Origin of the sequence: Streptomyces sp. NBC_01481, from assembly GCF_026339995.1 — a bacterium.
GTDB lineage: Bacteria > Actinomycetota > Actinomycetes > Streptomycetales > Streptomycetaceae > Streptomyces.
Map to the genome: position 1 here is coordinate 365,199 of NZ_JAPEPT010000004.1, position 19,687 is coordinate 384,885.

Consider the following 19,687-nt stretch of genomic DNA (forward strand, 5'->3'; position numbering starts at 1 on the left):
AGAACCTCGCCTGGAGGGGGTCCAGTCGGGTGGCGGAACGACCGCCTGGTGAAGGACGGCAGTGTGTCGGCGGCTGAGCTGTGGCGCGCTCTTGAGGTTCTCGTTGCGGGACGTCATAGGCAGATAGCTGAGCCCCTGGCTCAGGCGTGATGCGTGCCAGAGTCTCGAGGCACAGACAACGCGCGGGCTGTCACGGCCGCCTGGGTCAGAGTTCCGTACGGCTTTTCGCGCCGTGGGCGCACAGCCATCGGACGACCTCGTCGGCGTCCTGGGCACGGGCGATGTCGAGCGGCGTCATGTCGTCGTAGCCGATCCAGTCAATGTCGGCGCCCTGCTGGTGCAGGTACTCGACGGTGGAGAGGTGGCCACCGTGGCAGGCGCCCCAGAAGGCGCAGGTGATCTCGTCGGGGGTCGGTGGTTCGGGGGCGTCGACGTACGCCTGCACGCGATCGAGCAGGCCGAGGGGAGCCGCGTCCTGGAGGGTGGCGTGGGCGCCGTGTTCGATGAGTCGGTGGGCGGCGCGCCATTGGCCGAAGGCGCGGGCGTCGGTGAGTGGGGTGCCGCCGGAGATGACCGCGCCGGGGGCTTCAATGTCGGCTCCGGCAGCGATGAGTGCGTCGAGGGCGGGGACGTCGTTACTGCTGGCTGCCCAGTGCAGGGGTGTTTCGGTGTGCGGGCCGGTGAAGCGGGCGTTGGGGTCCGCACCGGCGGCGACCAGGGTCGCGATCACCCGCGGCCCGTTGGGGAAGTGGCCGGGCCAGTCGGTGGCGATGTGCAGCAGGCTGCGCGACTGCTTGCCAGCGGGCCGCAGGGATCACCCCCGGTTTCGAGCTGGATCCCGTGCACCCGTCGGCATGAGCACAGGGCTGTGGAACACCACCCTGGCCGGCGAGCCGCTGTCGGCAACTGTCTCCGACGGCACCCTGCCCTGGCTGGCCGTGCACACCGCCGTCCTGCTCGCCGTGGGACTGGCGGTCTACGGCGGCAACATTCGCCGCGCGCAGCGGGAGGGCCACTGAGGCCCATGTGCCGACGCGCATCGGCGCTCTGGTGCGGTGGCTCAACACCGCGTACGGGCGCGTCAGATCACTGTCGTGCAGGGTCTGTGCCAGGAAGCCCAACGCCAGATGGCACCCTTGTGAGGAACTCGCGCTTGTCAAGTTGCAGTCCGCCGCGATGGCTGCCCGCACCTGGCTGCACGATCAGGACCAGCTCCGCAGGGCTTCACGCGCCTTGAATGGGTCGTGCACGCCAGCACATCAGCGAGGCGCCGTCGCTGCTGAGGCAGGTGAACAACCTCGTACGCGGGGCGATGCTCCCGGTGATGCCGAGGCGTCGGTCATGGACGCAGCCCGGCGTTCGATCTGCAGAACCCCTGTCATTGGGGAGCGTAATGAGATCTAGAAGAGAGACAGCCGAAATACATGCAACTTCTGTGCAGATCACCGTCAGCTGGCGTCGTCCCAATCGTCGTCATTGTCGCCGTACCACCAGCCCGCGCACTGAAGCGAGCCCGCATGCCGCAGGCATACCCGGATGTATCGGTGGGCACCGTCAATTGGATTGGTCTTGGAGGTTGAAAAGCTCCCGGATCCGGTTGCGGTCCATTCGCAGTAGGAGTAGCCCGAATTAGGCGTCTGGGCCATGATCCAAGGTGTCTCTTTCCAATAGGCTTCTCCTGTGCCGGAAACCGCGAAGTTGGACCGGTCGATCGAGAGGATGTCCCCGCGGACGACGCTGTCGGCCTTTGCATAGACAGCAGCGTTGCCCCGGTCCGTGTAGAGGTGGACCTTCGTTCCATGCAAGGTGACAGGGTAGTGCGTCCCAACTTCGGCCCAGCCCCGCCAGGTCGTGCCGTCAGTGTTGCGGCGACAGACGTTGTCAACGGAGGCACTCGCTGAGGTCGCAGAGCCCAGGTTGACTAGAGTCGCTGTGGCGGCTGTGATCAGAAGCGCAGTTGCGATGCGTGCCATCCGGTTAGCAGTCATCCTGCGAAACATCTGGTCTCCTTGAAGGTGAACAACCTTTAGTTTTAGGGCAGTTAAGCAGAGGGCATGCACCTCCGACAATCCCATGTACAGTTCTGACCTCACGACCACCGTACGATCCGGGGGTGTATGCAACCCCGATGATCACGGTGGGCGTTCCCGTTCTCACTCGGGGGCCAAAGCAAGATCGCGAATCAGACTTGAGTAACCCCGCGTAATCCAACCCGACGCGATCGCCTGAGCATCCGCACCCTTGCCCAGCTACAGGACTGTTAGGAAGCCCTGGGGCACCATTCGGTCAGGGCCTCGGCGAAGTCTGGTGATGCCCGGTTCGTGGTAGGTCCGGCAGGGAAGCGAGGCAGACACGGGCCTCCACGATCATGTGAACCGCCCCAGCGGATTCGTCAACAGCGCCTGAGGGCGCCATCACGGTGGCAATGTCCACCGAGGTGGCCGGTGTATCTCCCTACGGTGGCGTGTGAGGCTTGCTCGCCCCGCGAGCGAACCCTCGTGCGACGGTACGGGAATCCGCTGCGCAAAGCGTCGGTTTCGGCGAGCAACTGTCCTGCACTGCACGCTCTTGGCCCACCCGCAGCACCGGGGGGCGTCCAGGGGACGGTGAGGGGACACAAGGATCTACTCAGACTGCGAAGGATGTACAAGGCCCCGCCAGGGACATCCGCTCTGACATGGAAAAACGCCAGAGACTCAGCCAGACCGACAAGGGCCGTCACGATCACCAAAGGACTCATAATCCGTCGGCCGTGGGTTCGAGTCCCACCCGCCCCACTCCAGTAGCGCCCTGACCTGCAGAAACGTCCCTCTTGGGGCGTTGGGGCGCGAACTCGAGCTCAACGGAGAGAATCCGCTGCTCAAGTCATTGGAGCGTAGTGCAGCTCCTGTTGCTCACGGAGTAGAGGACTGCTCTGACCTGCGATGATGTGAGCGATCAAGGTCGTTGCTGGCTGGAGGACTGCCTCTGTCGGGCTCGAATTCAAGATCGAGGGGACGTGCAGGGGACTCGGGGGGTCGGTAGCGGTCCGCGACGCCGTCTCGTGTGCCTGTCTGAGGTGCTCTGGCGAGTGTCGTTTGGTCGTCTGCAGGTGCTGGAGAGCAAGATCACTTTCGCGGGGCTGCTCGTCTCGGCACTGGTACGCAAGCGGGAGCCGGCGAGGGTGCTGGACCTGAAGCGGTCCGAAGTGAAAACGGCCCGGAGTGAAAACGGTCCGTCCGGATTGCCGTCCCGACACGTCCCGGGATCATCGGTCGCCAACACCCTCTGGATCGGCGACGGTTTGGGGAGTGCCCCCGCAACATCCGACAGGCGGCTCGCCGCTGGCAGCACGGCTGGCCGCACACGTCACCCGAGGGCATGGCCAGGACGTCCCTTACGGAAGCGCACCAGTTCGCGGATTCTTGGACGCCATAAGGCCCAAACCCGCGCGGGCGTACCGCTTCGCGCTCGACCTCGCGTACGGGTTCCGGGCGGTGAGGATCGTGTCGCGCAGCAGGGTGCGCTCCGCGGGGTCGACAGTGGCGATGTTGCGGCGGATACCGTCTCCGAGTGCCATGGCTGCTCCTCACGCAGTTGGTGCCCCCTGCGGCCGCCGACTGAGGTAGATCGTCAGCGGCGTACCGTACATCTCGGTGAACAGGGCCACGAGGAACGCGCTGTAGGCGCCCATCGCCCGCAAGTCCCGTTTGGTCTTGGGGTGGAAGAGGCTGGCGGCGAACAGCATGAACAGGGCAGCGGTGTTGAGGACCACAAGTGGCCACAGGCCATATGCGGCGTCAGCCATCATGTCCTCCTCGGGGGATGGTCCGCCGTCCGCGGGCCAGTGCGCTCATTCGTCGCTGGTAGGTAGTCGCGTCGAGCCGGCCGTGTGTGCGCATGCCGACCAGCCACCGCGCCGCAGCCTCCAGGCCGGCGCGGTGGCCCCGAAGCCGGGCCAGGGGGGGGCAACGGTTCCCGCGGGGGTCATCAGGCGGGCCGTGTCGTAAGCCAGGGCCGCCGTGATCAGTACGCCGATCAGGGTCGCCGCCAGTGCTTGCATGGCACGTCCCTGCCGCCGCCGTGTGTCTCAGCGGAAGGGCCTGTGGTCGTGTGGCTCGCGGTCCTTTGGCGGATCGTCGTGGTCATGCCCGCGCCCCTTCATGTCATCGCCACCGTGCATGCCACGCATCATGAAGAACATCATCAGCGGGCAGGCGAGCGCGATGAGGAGGAAGGCGAGGGTGCCGAGCGGCACTCCGAGCGCCAGTGCTCCGACGACGGCGATGGCGACCGCAATCGCGTACAGCCCGTAGTTCCTGTTGTTCTTCATGGCCGGTTCTCCTCCTTGGGCGGGCGTCAGTGTTTGGTGAGGGGACCGGAGGAGCGCAGGGCGGCCAGGCGCCGCTGGTACTCGTCTTCGTCGATGTCGCCGCGGGCGAACCGCTCGGCGAGCAGCTGCTCGGGCGAGGGCCCGCCGTGCATGTGGCTGTGCTCGGGGGCACGGTTCACGGCGCGGAAGAGCAGGACAGCGGCGGTGATGATCAGGGCCCAGAAAAGGATCATGCTGGCCGACATGGCGAACCAGCCCCAGCCACTGACGTCGTGGTCGTACCAGAACATCACTGCATTCACTTCCCCGGGCTCGGGACTGCGGGCACGGGGCCCGCCGTCCATCCGGCGTTCTCTGTCACTGCCACAGTCGCTCCCGCCCGGGTCCCGTGCCCAGGGCCGCCCGGTCCTGTGCACCGGGTCGTTCGGCCTCTACCTGATAGGGGTAGGCGCGAGCGATGCTGAGGGTGTCACCGTGCAGAGAGGACGGTTCGCCATGGGCGTCGCCGATGCGGTGGTGGTGATCTTGGTTGCCGTGCTGATCGCCGGTCTGGGGTGGTTCTTCTTCGGGCCGCGCCGTGCCCGTACCGCGCGGCTGGAGGGCGGGGTGCAGCGGGTCGAGGTGACGGTGCGCGGCGGCTACAGCCCCGACGTCATCAAGGTCCGGCAGGGCATTCCGCTGGAGCTTGTCTTCAACCGGCAGGAGTCCGGAGAGTGCACCAACCGGGTGGTCTTCCCTGATCTGCGGGTGAGTGCCGGGCTGCCGGCGTATGCGCGTACCACCGTGCGGGTGCATCCGGCCGAGGCGGGTTCGTTCGGGTTCGCCTGCGGGATGAACATGATCCACGGCACGCTGCTCGTCGAACCGGACAGTGGGGAAGGCCCTTCGGAGGGTCGCGAGGTCCGGGGCGCTGCTGCGTCCGGGGCGCCGGGCGGTGATGCCGCAGCGGCCGAGGCCGAGGCAGCAGAGGCCGCCGAGCGGCGCGCGGAGATCAATGACCTGACGCGTCGTGTGGCCCTCGGCGCGGTGCTGACGGCGCCGGTGCTCTTCGCCGTGATGGCGCATGAACTCTTCGGCGCCGACTGGGTGCCGGGCTGGATGCTCAACCACTGGTTCCAGCTGGCTCTGATCACTCCGGTGATGTTCTACACGGGGTGGCCGATCCACCGCATCGGCTGGCTGACCCTGCGCCACCGCGGCGCGGACATGAACTCCCTGATCACGCTGGGTACTTCGGCTGCGTACGGCTACAGCCTGCTGGTCACCCTCACGCCCTCCCTGTTGCCCGAGGACGTGCGCGAGGTGTACTTCGAGGCGGTCGGAGTGATCCTCACCCTGATCCTGCTCGGACGTCTCCTCGAGGCGCGCGCCAAGGCGGGCACCGGCGAGGCCATCCGCGCGCTGCTGGGCCTTCAGGCCCGTACCGCACGCGTGGTGCGCGACGGAACCGAGGCGGAAGTCCCTGTGGAAGACGTCGTCGTGGGCGACGAGATCGTGATCCGGCCCGGGGAGAAGATCCCCGTCGACTCCCGGGTGCTGTCCGGGTCCTCGGCGGTGGACGAGTCCATGGTCACCGGTGAGCCGATGCCCGTCACCAAACGGGCGGGTGACACGATCATCGGCGCCACCGTCAACACCACCGGTTCCTTGCGGGTACGCGCGAGCAAGGTCGGCGCCGACACGATGCTGGCCCAGATCATCCGCCTCGTGCAGCAGGCCCAGGCGTCCAAGGCGCCGATCCAGCGGCTGGCCGACGCGGTCTCTGCCTACTTCGTGCCCGCCGTCATCGCCATCGCCATCGCCACGTTCGCGCTCTGGTACACGGTCGGTCCGGCCCCGGCGCTCACCCTCGCCCTGGTCTCCGCGGTCGCCGTGCTGATCATCGCCTGCCCTTGCGCACTGGGCCTGGCCACCCCGCTGTCCATCATGGTCGGCACCGGCAAGGGCGCCCAGGCGGGCATCCTCATCCGCTCCGCCGAAGCTCTGGAGACCGCCCACAAACTCGACACCGTCGTCTTGGACAAGACCGGCACCGTTACCGCGGGAAAGCCTGTCCTGACCGATGTTCACGCGGCTGACGGCTTCGAGGAGTCCCAACTGCTGACACTGGTGGCGGCGGCCGAGGCCGACAGTGAGCACCCACTGGCGGGCGCGATCGGCACCGGCGCCCGGGAGCGGAAGCTCAGCGTGCCCGCTGCGAGCAGCTTCGACTCGGTCACCGGTAAGGGCGTGCAGGCAACCGTCGACGGCCGCGCCGTGCTGGTCGGCACCGCCCGCCTGCTCTCGGACGTGGGCATCGACACTGGTGCCCTCGCCCCGGTCGCAGCCGAACTGTCGGCGCAGGGCAAGACGCCCGTACTCGCCGCCGTCGACGGCCGGGCAGCCGGGGTGCTGGCCGTGGCCGACACCGTCAAAGACGACTCCGCCCAGGCCATCGCCGCCTTGCAAGGGCTCGGCATCGACGTGGTCATCCTCACCGGCGACAACGCCCGCACCGCCGCCGCTATCGCCCAACAGGTGGGCGTCCACCGGGTGCTGGCCGAGGTGCTTCCCGAGCACAAGGCCGACGAGATCCGCCGTCTGCAGGGCGAGGGCCGCACCGTGGGCATGGTCGGCGACGGCATCAACGACGCCCCCGCCCTCGCCGCCGCCGACGTCGGGCTCGCCATCGGGACCGGCACCGACGTGGCCATCGAAGCCGCCGACATCACCCTCATCTCCGGCTCCCTGACCGGCGTGGTCACCGCCATCCGGCTCTCCCGCGCCACCATGCGCAACATCCGGCAGAACCTCTTCTTCGCCCTGATCTACAACGCCGTCGGCATCCCCCTCGCAGCCGGCGCCCTGTACCCGTGGCTCGGTCTGCGGCTCAGCCCGATCATCGCCGCGGCCGCTATGGCACTGTCCTCCCTGTCCGTGGTCACCAACTCCGGCCGCCTGCGCCGCTGGCACACCACCCCGCTGCCGAGAGCCGAAACGGTCCACGTCGAGCCCCGGGTCGAATCCGCCGCCGACCGGACCGAGCCCGAAGCCGCAGGCGATCACGAGCGCAGCGACCACACCACGGTGGTGGACCCGGTGTGCGGCATGCGCCTTGCCCCGGCAGCCGCCGCCGAGCGGCGCGACACCGCCACCGGCAGCCTCTACTTCTGCTCCCCGCGGTGCGCAGCCGCCTACGACACCGACCCGGACCATTACCGCGCACCGGCACCCGGCGGATCGCACGGAGATGAACCCCACTGACCACCGCTCCCAGTCAAGCGCCGCCGATCCCGCCCCTTGCCGACGCGGGGTACGCCGAACTCACTGCGGCCCTGCGCCGCACACCGCGACTGTGAGGGGGCGTGGCAGGGCGGCCGCGACCAGAGGCTAGGCTCAGCGCATGGTCACGGCTTGGTCGTCGCCCAGCAAACCTCGGGCCCGCTTCGCGGCGGGTCCACTGCGCGTGCTGTGGTTGGCAGCCCTGCTGTTCGGCTTTCTGTTCACACACGATGCGAGCGCCCACAGCGCCCACAGCGCCCCTAGCCACCCGGCCGCCAGTGTCGCGAGCCCCTCAGCACATACGCATGGTGCGCAAGGCGACCCAGCCAAAGAGCAGCATCACGACGACGGCCAGGATTCTTCCCATCCAGCTGCGGAATGTGCGGCCGGACAGCCCCAGCAGACATCGGGACCTGCAAGCCCCTCGCTCACCCCGCTCGACGTGCAGACGCCCTGCCACCGAGTCGTAGCAGGGAAGACGGGCCCGCCCCCGAACCAGGTGGCTCTGCCCCCGTTGCGAAGTTCGACGAGCTCCGTGGTCCAGCAGATCTAGATTCCGGCGTTCCCGGATTCACCTGTCCCACGCCGTCCGTACCTTTTCCCCTGCCTGGCGCGCGGTAGCGCGCCCGGCGACGCCTTCGTCGCCTGCGGTCGGCCACATCCCGGAGCCGTAAGGAACCGAATTCTTGTCCTCGTCGCAACTCTTCGACCGACCCGTCCGCACTCCGGAACCGGCTACCCCCGAGCGCGGTCGGGCCGCCTTGCGTAAAGCCCGCTCCCGCCGCGCGCGTAAAAGTTCCTTGCCGGCGCGCTACCTCGGATACGTCGGTTACTTCGTCGGCGCCGGTCTCATCAGCGGCGCCGTGGTCCACCACCCGCTCGACCCGGCCCGCTACACGAGGATCGCCGTCTACGGTGTCCTGGTCTTCCTGGCCGCCACCGTTGTCAACGAATTCATCCTCGCCCGCGAGCGGCCGGGCTTGCCGAGAATGGTGGTGGTGATCGGCGCCTCGCTCCTGCTGTCGTTCGGCATCGGCATGCTCAGCGGGGGCATGCAGCACTTCGACGACTTCCCGGCCCGCGGAGCCGTACTCATACCCGCGGGTGTGACCGTGTCCTTCATCGCGTACGTCATCAAGGACGCGGACACGTCCTGGCACCGCATCTTCAGCGTGGCGGGGCTGGCCGTGCTCCTCGCCGCATGCGTCAGCTTCGTCGGCCTGCGGCAGTTGGCGGCCTCGATGGGTGAGTCCTCGCAGGGCGGCGGGCACAGCCACGGAACGGAGGAGGAGACGAAGCAGGACGAGCACCCTCCCGGCCACCAGGAGCCCTCCCCGCCTGCCGCGCCGAGCCCCAGCGCATCCCCGCCTGATGGCGGCGCAGCAGAAGAATCAGGTCACGACGACGGCCACGCCCACTGACTGAACGGGATCAGCTCGCCGGGCGTACTACACAGCGCCTCGGTTATCGTCGGCAGCGGAGGTAAGCGACATGGGGCACCAGTACACACGAGCAGTCGGCGGGACAGCACGCCTTCTGCTTGTCGTCGTGCTGGCCGTCGGCGTGTTCGTCATGCACACTGTCGGTCACCCCCTAGGTGGCTCCGGCTCGGACATGTCCTCCGCGCCTCACACGGTGGGCACTCACACGGTCGGCACGCTCTCCATGCACGGTGACGGAGACGGCGGCACACACCCGGCACCGCCCAACATCGCCGATAACCCCGTCCACGGCGCCGAGCCGGCCGACGCCGTCTCGTCGCCGCACGACCCGGGCATGGGGATGGACATGGCGTCACTGTGCCTGGCGGTGCTCGGTGCCTGGGCCCTGGCCTGTCTGCTGTACGCGGCGTTCACCGCACGGCGGGAATGGCTGGCCGATCTTGCCGCCCGGGTCCTCGCGCTCGTACGCCCCGATCCTCCGCCCAGACCGCCTGACCTCGCGCAACTGTCGATCCTGCGGATATAGGCCGCCGCCCCCGTGCGGGCGAGCCCATGAGGGCGGCCTGCCGAGACGACGACGCATCCATCCGCAGAATCGACCATGAGGTACAGAACATGACCGTCTGCAAGCGTTCCTTCCGCATGCCCTTGCACCGCCGCGTCGCGATGGTGGGAGCCGTCGCCGCCGCGACCCTGCTGCTCGCCGCCTGCGGCAGCAGCGACACCTCCGGCGCAGGGCACGAGGGCCACAGTTCCGCTGTCACTCAGGAATCCACGAAGTCGTCGACCGCAGGCGCGTTCAACGACGCGGACGTGACGTTCGCCCAGTCGATGATCGTGCACCACCAGCAGGCCCTGGAGATGTCCAAGCTGGCAGACGGCAGGGCGTCCGACCAGGAGATCAAGACCCTTGCCGGGCAGATCGAGAAGGCTCAGGATCCCGAGATCAAGACCATGCAGTCCTGGCTCACGTCCTGGGGCAAGCCGGAGTCGTCCGGCATGGACCACGGCGGCATGAACCACGGCGGCGGCGCCATGCCCGGGATGATGTCCGAGAAGGACATGGCGGCCCTGACGGCCGCCAAGGGCACGGACTTCGACCGCAAGTTCGCCGAGCTGATGATCGCCCACCACAACGGGGCCATCGACATGGCGAAGGACGAGCAGAACAACGGCGGCGACGCCGCTGCCAAGAAGCTCGCGGACGACGTCATCAAGAACCAGTCCACTGAGGTGAAGCAGATGCAGGGCATCCTCGACCGGCTCTGATCCGCCGCATACCCAACACTGTTCCGGGCCTTCCGCGCGAAGGCCCGGAACAGCGAGGGGCGCTGCTGGTGCGCGCGCTGTTCCTATGCCTGTCGGGGCTGGCGCGTCCCGCGATGGTGATGACGAGGCCGATGGAGATGGCCCCAGTCGTTGCGGTCGGTGCGCCTGTTGCAGGGGCGACGGCCGAGTCGGCGGAATTGACAGTCCCCGCTGCCCGGCGGCCGAGGAACAGTGCGTGGCGCCGAAGGCCACCCCCGCACAGGACGGCCCGTCGGACCAGGCGCCGGGACAGGGGGCGCGGTCAAGGGTGGGGCGCAGCCCCATCGTCGCGCGACGCCCGTAGGGCGCCCGTGAGTGTCTGTGAATAAACCCCCCGTTCCCGATCTCTTCTGTGGCTGGCGAGCGGTTTCAGTCGTTCGGGAGGCGGTGGCGGTCTTCCGTACGCCCTGGCCGGACGGTAAGGAATCCGCAAGACGGTCCGCTTCCGGTGTGCCGCCGTGGACGATTGCCGGGCGTCGCCTGCTTGCCGGACACAGCACTGGATGCAGGCAGGTGATTGAGCGTCAAACGCCGTTGTCAGTGCCTCCCCATAGAGTGAAAGCATCACTCGGGGATCCTCGGAGGGGGAGCAGAAACGTGTCCGCAAACAAGATCCAGCACAAGGTGAATCACGTCGCGCTGGTAGTGGACTGTTCGGGTTCCATGCGTCCGCACCAGAGTCAACTCATTCGCGTTGTGGACGAGTTCGTGGCGGGGTTGAAAGCCGAGTCGGACAGCCTCGGTCATGAGACCCGGATCAGCCTCTACTCCTTCGACCACAAGGTGGAGAACCTGGTCTGGGACATGGACGTGAAGCATCTGCCGTCTATGCGGGGTCTGTACCAGGTCAACAATGGCGCTACGGCCCTCATTGAGGCTTCTCTGAAGTCCCTGGACGACCTGGGCCATATCTGGGAGGAATACGGCGAGCACAGCTTCCTCCAGATCGTGGTGACGGATGGTGAGGAGAACGCCTCCGGCGGCGACAGGCGGCACGACGGCGACATGGCCATTCTTGGCCCCTGGCTCGAAAGGATCACGGCGAAGATGAGCGGGCTTCCGGCTCACTGGACTTCCGCGATCCTCGTTCCGAACTCCCTGGCCAAGCGGACCGCCCAGAACTACGGTTTCCCGGCCGGGAACATCGCCATCTGGGATGCGGATTCCCAGAAGGGCGTCGAGGAGGCGATCGGCACCGTGCGCGCTGCCGCCACCAGCTTCCTGCGGGGGCGAGAGCAGGGGGTGCGCGGCACGAAGAGCCTGTTCGCCGTCGGTCAGGACGTATCGGTTGACGAGGTGCGGGCGAATCTCGAACCGATTCCGGCCGACAAGTACCGGCTCCTGAAAGTCGACAAGGAAGTCGAGATTCGCCCCTTCGTCAACTCACATCCGGGTGTGACGTACGAACGTGGTTCGTGTTACTACCAGTTGGGCGCCCGGGCTCAGGTTCAGCAGAACAAGGAAGTCATCGTGGTCGAGAAGGACACCGACCGCGCCTACACGGGCGACGCGGCGCGCAGCCTTCTGTTCGGTACCGGTATCCAGGGGACCGTCTCCGTGAAGGCGGGGAACAATCCCAAGTTGGAGGTGTACGTGCAGAGTCGTTCGGTGAATAGGAAGCTCAAGCAGAAGACCCGTCTGCTCATCATGCTCTGAAATCAAAGAGCGAAGAGCGGGGGTGGTTCGGGAGCAGCCTGCTCCCATTGCTCGACTCCGCTATGAGCAACTCATGTCGCCCCGTGGTGCCGGACGGCGGAGCCTGCTGGACGCGCTGGCGGAGCCTGCCCGGTCCCTTGATGCTTGGTGCGCCCTTGCGGAGGTCGGCCTCATCATGCATCTGCATGACCACCGGCTCAGTGTCCGCCAGTTCCGGGGAACCTCTTAACGCAGCTTGGGCGATTGCGCGTTCTCGCTCATGAATCGGTCGACTGGTGTCCACGGGCTGTGTGGTGCCGTGGGCCGTGCCGCGGCTCGACAGGGGATGAAGCGACCGTTCCGCTGGACTGACGGGAGTGCTTTTCGGGTGCGGGGGAATCGGTACGAATCACAGCGGGGCGCATCCCGGCCATCGTGATCGTGACGAGCCGGTGGACCGCAGCCTTGGAGGGCAGGTTGCCCGCCGCGGTAAGGGCGTGAAGGCAGTAGTTCGCGAGCTCGTCAGGGGCGATGTCGTCCCGGAGGTCGCCAGCCTGTGCGCCCTCGGTCAGCAAGCTCTTGATCATGTCGTGGAGTTGCTGCTGTGCGTGGGTGACGTGCGGGCCTCGGTGCAGGAATGCCGCGACGTCGGTGTCGCGATGGCCACGTGACTCGTGGGCGATGAGGGCGAACGCCTTCAGCACGGCTTCGAGCCGTTCGCCGGGGGCGCCGGCCTGGTCCCGGACTTCGGAGAGATGACCGAGGTGCACGGTGATCTGTCGTTCGTGCCAGGCGAGCAGGATCGCTTCGACGTCCGGGAAGTACTTGTACAGCGTCGCACGGCCGATCCCGGCTTCTTTGGCGATCTGCGACATCGTCACCGACGTCGGCCCGTGCTCGCCAACCAGCGCCGCGGTGGTGTCCAGGACCGCGGTACGCACCGCTGCGCGGTGCGTACCGATCGTCTCGTTCCACAGTTTCGGCACCGCCCCAGTGTACGACCCGACGACATGGAGACAGTATGGGTTGACAGTGACAAAGTGTATCGATAAAGCTGGTGTCGTCACGGGGGCCCGGGACAATCGCGGCTACGGGAAGGAGACGAGGATGGCTGACCCAACCCGCCACCTCCATCACGGGTCCAAGACCCCTCTCAAGCCCGACGACCTCTACGCAAGCCCGCCGCCGTGGGACATCGGTCGGCCGCAGCCGGCGTTCCTCGCCCTCGCTGCCGCCGGTGCCGTCCGGGGCCGGGTACTGGACGTCGGCTGCGGTACCGGCGAGCACACGCTCATGGCGGCCGGTCTCGGCCTGGATGCGACCGGAGTCGATCTCGCTTCCCGGGCGCTGCGCGCCGCCGAGGCCAAGGCGAGCGACCGAGGCCGTACAGCGCGGTTCCTCCTCCACGACGCCCGGCAGCTGGTCGATCTCCAGGAGTCCTTCGACACGGTGCTCGACTGCGGGCTCTTCCACATCTTCTTCGACGACGACCGCGCGGCGTACGTCGAGGGCCTGCGCTCCGTGGTGCCGCCGGGCGGCCGCTATTTCATGCTCGGCTTCAGCGACCGGCAGCCGGGCGAGTGGGGCCGGGTGCGAAAGCTGACGCGGGACGAGATCGCAGCCTCATGCGCCGACGGGTGGCGCATCGACTCCATCGAGCCGACCACGATCGACATCACCACCGACCCAGATGGCGTTCGGGCCTGGCTCGTCGCCCTCACCCGCATCTGAACTTCCGCAGGGCGGACACCGTGTATCCGCGCAACAGCCCGTCGATGCTCATACGGACAGAACCATTGCCCGAGGCGCCGACCCTGCGGAGGCAGCCCAGAAAGGCATGCCATGCTGACCGCCGAAGCCCACATCGAGACCGGACGCGCGAGCCGGTACCTCGTCCAACTGTGTCGGCACTTCAACAACAAGGGCCGACACCTGGGCCACCGGCCGCGCGCCCATCAGGGCGGCGACGCTCAGGCGCTCCGCGAGATGCAGGCAGTGGCTGCCCAGGCGCACGTGGAATGGTCGGACACGCACGGAAGCGTCAGCCTTCCCTGGGGCCGGTGCACCATGCAGGCCACCCCGAACGTGCTGACACTGCGCATCGAAGCTGCCGACGAGGAGAACCTTCGGAGACTGCAAGACCTCCTCGCCGGGCATGTCGAAAGGTTCGGCAGGCGCGACCGGCTGAAGGCGAATTGGCAGCGTCTTGAAGCCTCCACACCCCCACCCGACGAAGTCATCATCACAACTCCCGTGCCCGAAGGAGGACTCTCGAAGCGCCGACGACACGTCGGGACGATAGGTCTCGTCGCGGTCGTCGTGCTCGTCATAGCCGTGCACCTCGGGCTGGGTGGAGCACTGCTGGCGAACTGGCGATGGAGTGGTTGGGCAGCCGGCATCGTCCTGGCGGTCGTCCTCGTCAAGGCCATCGTCGTCACCGGCCTTGGCCGCTTCGCCATCCGCCGCGGCAAAGCTTCCAAGCCCCGCTGAAACCTGCGGCACCTCCACCCGCAGGCGCAGCGGCCGCACTGTTGCTATCGCGGATCGTCTCCGAGAACTCATGAACTCGATGAGGATCCCGAGCTCGCCCGGTTCCTCGCCTCGGACGAGGCGTTCCGCGTGCCGCTCCGGCCGGCCGCCACGTATGTGCTGGTTCAGGGGACGACGTCGTAGGTGAACAGGGCGGTGTTGTCGAGTGTCTTCCGGGGAGTGACGCCCGCGCCCAGGGGTGAGACCAGCGGGTCGTCGATCCGCTGGCCCAGCAGAATGTTCGCCGGCTCCGACATCGTGGGCAGATAGGTTCGCCCGTGACGATTCATCCAGCCCTCCCAGAGCCGGTCCACATTGGCGTGGTGAAGGAAGAAGACCGGATCGTTCGGAGACGAGGCCGGGGCCATGTCCCCGCCGATCCACCGGTGTACCTGGTTGTGGAGCCCCGTTCCGGTGAAGCCCTCGAGTCGGCTGCGGAACCCTCGCGAGTTCGCGAGCCAGGGATCGAAGTCGTACGTGGCGAGGTCCGGGTCGCCGAACGGTGCCGCCAGCGTATTGAAGGCGGCCCCCACGTCCAGGGCGTTCGGGAGAGTGGGGGAACCGCTCCCGAACACGCGGCGCAAACCCCTGTCCGTCTGGCGGAGGTTGACGTTCGGGCCTACTTCCAGCCGGACCCGGAAACTGTTCGCGTCGCCGGCGTTGAAGGCGAACGGCCCGTCGGTCACCGGAACGCCCGTCCCGCCCATGAAGTCCGGCTTCCAGATCAACGCGGTCTCGGGGGCGGGCAGCGATCCGTCGATCGACCAGTCCCAATAAGGGATTCCGAAACTGGCATCGTTCAGGACGCGTTGGAGGTGCGCCTCCAGGAGATTCAGCAGCGGACGCCCTGTCGGCGCTATAGCTGGTTTCGTCGGCCGCTGACCGGCTGTGTCCCCCCGATGAGGACAAGGCTGGAGGGGTGCGGCCGGTACCGGCACGGATTCACCGGATCAGTCGTGAGGCGCCTCCTCACTGGCGGTCCTCGCCCTGGTGGCGTAGGGCACCGCACCGCATCACCGGCAGCCAGGGGGGATTGTGAGGAAGATCATGGTCGGTCGCAGTGTGACATCGTCGTGAACCCGCGCGGAAGGTGCCGGGCCGGATGACCTGCCGACTCGTCACTTCAGCAATGAGATCAGGAGCATTGCACCCGCCGCTTGGTGTGGAGCCTGTGTGTGGCGCGTTAAGCCGGTGTTCCATGGGACGTTGCGCCGCGCCGCCGAGTAGCGGTTAGCATCACGGCATGGTTACGGCCCGGTCTCGCTCCGGCTTGCTGCGGCCCCGCATTTCCGCGGGGCCGCTGGGTCTGCTGTGGCTGGCCGCGCTGCTGCTCAGCATCGCGTTCACACACGGCGTGAGCGCGGAGAGCGCCGAGGGTCATATGACGGCCGGTGTACCGCCAGTCCACGCATCCACGGGGACTCAGGAGGCTCACGCGAGCGGGGCCGGACACAGTGACGAGGTCGCGTACACGTCGCTCGAGATTGTGGCAGGCGAGGACCGTCACGACGGGCACGGTGACGGCTCATCCCATCCCGCTCAGGAGTGCGTGTCCGGCCAGCCGCAGCAAGGCCTGGATCTGGCTGCTCCTTGTCTGACCCCACTTGACTCGGCGTCGCCCACGCATGCCTATGCGGTGGGGAAGTCCGGCCCGTTCCGGCCTGAGTCGGCCCTTGCCCCATTGACGGGTTCGAGAGCCTCAGTAGTTCAGCAGGTCTAGATTCCGGCGTCCCCGACTGGTCGCCGCCTCCGAGAATCGACAGCCCCCTGCCGGGCGGGTCGGCCAGGTGCGGCCAGATCCGGCACCCCAGACGCCCGTACGCCACATTTCCGTGTGCTGAGCGGGATCCCCGGTGCCTGCCCGGACCCTGCTGATCTCTGAGTGCCGCTCTCTCAACGAATGTGAGAAGCGGCAGCCACCCGGAGGAACCATGCCGTTCCATCCCCTGCTTCGCCCTCACGTCAGCCGCCCCGCTGCCAGTGCTGCGTGGCTGCTCAGGCTGATGGTCTTCGTTCTCGGCGGTCTGCTCCTGTGGGCATCCGCGTGCTGTGCCATGCATGCCAGCGAGAGTCATACGCACAGCAGGATGCCGGTGTCGTCCGGCCACGCAGAAGCCGTCGAGCCGGAGTTACAGCACGGGCCGCACCCACATCCCGGCCTTACTTGCAAGCCGTACGCGGTCGGCCAAGTGCTGACGCAAGCCAGGCAATTGCCCACGGACGCAGCGGCGTCGGGAGTCTTCGCCGGAGTAGCGGCGGGAGTGACCGCCGCCATGTCCGTCCGGCCGCAGCCCGCACGGCCCCACAACAGCAGATCCCGGATACGGCGTTCAGGCCGGGCCACACTCGCCGTCGTCTGTCGGTGGCGGATCTAGACCTGGGCTTTTGCGGCCCATCGAGATGCGGCTGCCGCGCGCTGCCACCAGGACCGAGGCACCTGCCCGGTCCTGGCAGGACCGCACGCGAGATGAGTACTCCGTCACGCCACCACTGAACGAGAGCGGAATGATGCGCCCGCAAACCACCACTGACATCAAACCCCCGGCCCGCTCAACCATTTCCGGGCTGGTTGGCAATACCCCGGTTCTCCGGATTTCCGAGCCCCTCTCCCCTGCTGATCGCGGATTCTGGGCGAAACTGGAGGGCTTCAACCCCGGAGGAATCAAGGACCGCCCCGGCCTGCACATGGTCGAGCAGGCCCGTGCCCGCGGCGACCTGCGCCCCGGCGGCAGGATCATCGAGTCCACCAGCGGCACCCTCGGCCTGGGACTCGCCCTGGCCGGCATGGTCTACGACCACCCGGTCACCCTGGTCACCGACCCTGGTCTCGAGCTGTCCATGACCCGGCTGCTGACCGCCTACGGAGCCCAGGTCAACGTCGTCTCCGAACCCCACCCCACCGGCGGTTGGCAACAGGCGCGGCGCGACCGGGTGGCCCAACTCATGAAGCAGCACCCCGGCTCGTGGTGCCCGGACCAGTACAACAATCCCGACAACACCACCGCCTACACCCCGCTCGCGCTGGAACTGGCATCCGAACTGGGTCCCATTGACGTACTGGTGTGCAGCGTGGGCACCGGCGGGCACTCCGCCGGCGTATCCCGCGTTCTGCAGCACCTCTACCCGGAGATGACACTCATCGGCGTCGACACCATCGGCTCGACCATCTTCGGGCAGCCCGCCCGTACCCGGCTGATGCGCGGCCTGGGCTCAAGCATCTACCCCCGCAACGTCGCCTACGACAACTTCAGTGAGGTCCACTGGGTGGCCCCGGCCGAGGCCGTGTGGACCTGCAGGCAGCTCGCCTCATCCCATTACGCCACCGGCGGGTGGAGCGTGGGTGCGGTCGCCCTGGTGGCCGGATGGCTGGCGCGCACCCTGCCCGCGGACACGAACATCGCGGCAATCTTCCCCGACGGCCCCCAGCGTTACCTGGGCACCGTGTACGACGACGACTACTGCGCCGCCCACGGCCTGCTCGACTCCCCACCGCCCGGCGAACCCGAGGTGATCGGCCGCCTGGACGAGAAGGAGGTCACCCGCTGGACCCGGTGCGAAAACGTGGTCGACCCGTTCACCGTGTCCGACCCGACGCAGCAGAACGACGCGGTCGACCTGCTCGCCGATTCCCATGCGGAATCTGACGTGCCGGTGGAAGCCGACGCTGTTGGGCCGCTCGCCCAGTCCGACGCGCTGCAGGAGGGCGACCGATGAAGGCGACGATTGCCCAGGTGCGCTCCTACGAGCGCAGCGTCCAGCTATTGATGGTGAACCAGTTCACCATCAACCTCGGCTTCTATATGTTGATGCCCTATCTGGCAGCACACCTGGCCGGCCCCCTTGGGCTCGCGGGCTGGCTCGTCGGCCTCATCCTCGGCGTACGCAACTTCAGCCAGCAGGGCATGTTCCTGGTCGGCGGAACAATGGCCGACCGGCTCGGCTACAAGCCGATGATCATCGCGGGGCTTGTGCTGCGCATCGTCGGCTTCGCGACCCTTGGGCTCGTCGACTCCGTACCCGCCCTGCTCGCAGCGTCGGCCGCGACAGGCTTGGCCGGGGCCCTGTTCAATCCGGCCTCCCGCGCCTACCTGGCGGCGGACGCGGGGGAGCGCCGAGTCGAAGCGTTCGCGCTGTTCAACGTCTTCTACCAGGCGGGCATCCTGCTTGGTCCGCTGGTGGGCATGGTGCTGACCGGCGTCGACTTCCGCGTCACCTGCCTGACCGCGGCCGGCATCTTCGCCGTGCTGAGCATCGTGCAGATCCGGGCCCTGCCCGCCCGTCGCGCCGACGACACGAAGGACCGGAAGGCCGGTCGGCGCGAGAGCGTACTCGCAGAGTGGCGCGGCATCGTCGCCAACCGGCCGTTCCTGCTCTTCTCCGTGGCCATGATCGGCTCGTACGTCATGTCCTTTCAGGTCTACCTCGCGCTCCCGCTGGAAGTGCGACGCCTTGGCGGCGAAGGGCAATTCGGCACGGCTGCGGTCGCGGTGCTGTTCGCCGTCTCCGGGCTGAGCACGATCGTCCTCCAGGCGAAGGTCACCGCCTGGTGCAAAGCCCGCATGGAGCCGGGCCGGGCGCTCACCTGGGGATTGCTGACGATGGGCGTTGCCTTCCTGCCCCTCCTCGTGGCCACGGCTGTGCCCGTGCCGGACGGCGGAGTGGGACTACGGCTGCTTGCGGCCGTGCCGCCGGCGCTAGCCGCACTGCTCCTCGCGCTGGGCACGATGATCGCCTACCCGTTCGAGATGGACACCATCGTCCGGCTCTCTGGTGACCGCCTTGTCGCCACCCACTACGGGCTGTACAACACCATCTGCGGTGTCGGTATCACCCTCGGAAACCTGCTGACCGGCGCGGCTCTCGACGCCGCCCGCGCGGCAGGCGTCTCCGCGCTCCCGTGGATTGCGCTGTTCCTACTCGGTCTGGCCTGTGCCGCCGCTCTGTTCGGGCTGCACCGCACTGGCCGCCTGGCGCCGCCACCCGTACCGGAGGCACAGCCCGAGCCCGTGACGGCCTGACCGACGGTACGCGGTGGAGGGGCGGACGGGTTCGCCCTCGTCCGCCCCTGCAGCCACCGCGCCCACTTCCTGGAGCATCGATGCGGACCCCTGCTTTGCCAAGTCCAACTGGTGTAGTTTCGCGCCCCCTTAACGGTGTGCTCTACGACCTGGGCCGGTGGTGTGTCAAAAACGCGATCCGC

General features: G+C 67.5%; 17 protein-coding genes and 1 pseudogene. 10 read left to right on the forward strand and 8 right to left on the reverse strand.

Annotated features, from left to right (window positions below; genetic code table 11):
- Positions 1 to 205 precede the first annotated feature (205 nt).
- On the reverse strand, positions 206 to 730 hold the full coding sequence (locus tag OOK40_RS23425; RefSeq protein WP_266485313.1) for an ankyrin repeat domain-containing protein: 525 nt from the start codon (positions 728 to 730) through the stop codon (positions 206 to 208).
- Positions 731 to 854: 124 nt separating this feature from the next.
- Between OOK40_RS23425 and OOK40_RS23430 the strand changes: the two genes are divergently transcribed.
- Entirely contained in the window at positions 855 to 1,019 is a 165-nt protein-coding gene (locus OOK40_RS23430; RefSeq protein ID WP_266485316.1) for a hypothetical protein, read from the forward strand.
- A 429-nt stretch (positions 1,020 to 1,448) separates the two neighbouring features.
- On the opposite strand, the gene OOK40_RS23435 is transcribed toward OOK40_RS23430, so the two are convergent.
- The 5 genes and pseudogenes from OOK40_RS23435 to OOK40_RS23455 all read right to left on the reverse strand — a co-directional run bounded on the left by OOK40_RS23435 (position 1,449) and on the right by OOK40_RS23455 (position 4,605).
- Positions 1,449 to 1,805, reverse strand: coding sequence for a hypothetical protein (locus OOK40_RS23435; RefSeq protein WP_266485319.1), 357 nt, complete (start codon positions 1,803 to 1,805; stop codon positions 1,449 to 1,451).
- Between the two features lie 1,571 nt (positions 1,806 to 3,376).
- Positions 3,377 to 3,559, reverse strand: coding sequence for a hypothetical protein (locus OOK40_RS23440; RefSeq protein ID WP_266485322.1), 183 nt, complete (start codon positions 3,557 to 3,559; stop codon positions 3,377 to 3,379).
- Positions 3,560 to 3,601: 42 nt separating this feature from the next.
- Positions 3,602 to 3,787, reverse strand: a pseudogene (locus OOK40_RS23445) (isoprenylcysteine carboxylmethyltransferase family protein); the annotation flags it as partial.
- Between the two features lie 282 nt (positions 3,788 to 4,069).
- The gene (locus OOK40_RS23450) at positions 4,070 to 4,312 is read right to left on the reverse strand and encodes a DUF2933 domain-containing protein (protein WP_266485327.1); all 243 of its coding nucleotides are present in this window, start codon (positions 4,310 to 4,312) and stop codon (positions 4,070 to 4,072) included.
- Positions 4,313 to 4,338: 26 nt separating this feature from the next.
- On the reverse strand, positions 4,339 to 4,605 hold the full coding sequence (locus OOK40_RS23455; RefSeq protein ID WP_266486550.1) for an SHOCT domain-containing protein: 267 nt from the start codon (positions 4,603 to 4,605) through the stop codon (positions 4,339 to 4,341).
- A gap of 202 nt (positions 4,606 to 4,807) precedes the next feature.
- Here OOK40_RS23455 and OOK40_RS23460 point away from each other — a divergent pair, with 202 nt between their 5' ends.
- The 5 genes from OOK40_RS23460 to OOK40_RS23480 all read left to right on the forward strand — a co-directional run bounded on the left by OOK40_RS23460 (position 4,808) and on the right by OOK40_RS23480 (position 11,979).
- Positions 4,808 to 7,555, forward strand: coding sequence for a heavy metal translocating P-type ATPase (locus OOK40_RS23460; protein WP_266486553.1), 2,748 nt, complete (start codon positions 4,808 to 4,810; stop codon positions 7,553 to 7,555).
- 818 nt (positions 7,556 to 8,373) lie between these two features.
- A complete protein-coding gene (locus tag OOK40_RS23465) occupies positions 8,374 to 8,994 on the forward strand; it encodes a hypothetical protein (protein ID WP_266485329.1) in 621 nt (206 codons plus the stop codon).
- A gap of 70 nt (positions 8,995 to 9,064) precedes the next feature.
- On the forward strand, positions 9,065 to 9,541 hold the full coding sequence (locus tag OOK40_RS23470) for a DUF6153 family protein (protein WP_266485332.1): 477 nt from the start codon (positions 9,065 to 9,067) through the stop codon (positions 9,539 to 9,541).
- 89 nt (positions 9,542 to 9,630) lie between these two features.
- Positions 9,631 to 10,284 (forward strand): DUF305 domain-containing protein, encoded by a 654-nt coding sequence (locus tag OOK40_RS23475; RefSeq protein ID WP_266485334.1) that lies wholly within the window; start codon positions 9,631 to 9,633, stop codon positions 10,282 to 10,284.
- Between the two features lie 636 nt (positions 10,285 to 10,920).
- Positions 10,921 to 11,979 carry a vWA domain-containing protein gene (locus OOK40_RS23480; RefSeq protein ID WP_266486556.1) on the forward strand — a complete coding sequence of 353 codons (1,059 nt, stop codon included), beginning with the start codon at positions 10,921 to 10,923 and terminating at the stop codon, positions 11,977 to 11,979.
- Between the two features lie 257 nt (positions 11,980 to 12,236).
- Here the strand turns inward: OOK40_RS23480 and OOK40_RS23485 are convergent, their stop codons facing one another.
- Positions 12,237 to 12,944, reverse strand: a complete 708-nt coding sequence (locus OOK40_RS23485) for a TetR/AcrR family transcriptional regulator (protein WP_266485337.1) — start codon at positions 12,942 to 12,944, stop codon at positions 12,237 to 12,239.
- A 121-nt stretch (positions 12,945 to 13,065) separates the two neighbouring features.
- Between OOK40_RS23485 and OOK40_RS23490 the strand changes: the two genes are divergently transcribed.
- Both OOK40_RS23490 and OOK40_RS23495 read left to right on the forward strand, forming a co-directional pair.
- Positions 13,066 to 13,689: a class I SAM-dependent methyltransferase gene (locus tag OOK40_RS23490; protein WP_266485340.1), complete on the forward strand. Its 624-nt coding sequence runs from the start codon at positions 13,066 to 13,068 to the stop codon at positions 13,687 to 13,689.
- A 111-nt stretch (positions 13,690 to 13,800) separates the two neighbouring features.
- Entirely contained in the window at positions 13,801 to 14,448 is a 648-nt protein-coding gene (locus OOK40_RS23495) for a DUF2218 domain-containing protein (RefSeq protein WP_266485343.1), read from the forward strand.
- 164 nt (positions 14,449 to 14,612) lie between these two features.
- Here OOK40_RS23495 and OOK40_RS23500 read toward each other — a convergent pair whose 3' ends face one another.
- Entirely contained in the window at positions 14,613 to 15,425 is an 813-nt protein-coding gene (locus OOK40_RS23500; protein WP_266485346.1) for a tyrosinase family protein, read from the reverse strand.
- A 1,570-nt stretch (positions 15,426 to 16,995) separates the two neighbouring features.
- Here OOK40_RS23500 and OOK40_RS23505 point away from each other — a divergent pair.
- Positions 16,996 to 18,201 carry a PLP-dependent cysteine synthase family protein gene (locus OOK40_RS23505; protein WP_323136115.1) on the forward strand — a complete coding sequence of 402 codons (1,206 nt, stop codon included), beginning with the start codon at positions 16,996 to 16,998 and terminating at the stop codon, positions 18,199 to 18,201.
- Positions 18,198 to 19,505 carry an MFS transporter gene (locus OOK40_RS23510; protein WP_266485349.1) on the forward strand — a complete coding sequence of 436 codons (1,308 nt, stop codon included), beginning with the start codon at positions 18,198 to 18,200 and terminating at the stop codon, positions 19,503 to 19,505. The genes OOK40_RS23505 and OOK40_RS23510 overlap by 4 nt, the downstream gene beginning before the upstream one ends.
- Positions 19,506 to 19,687 lie beyond the last annotated feature (182 nt).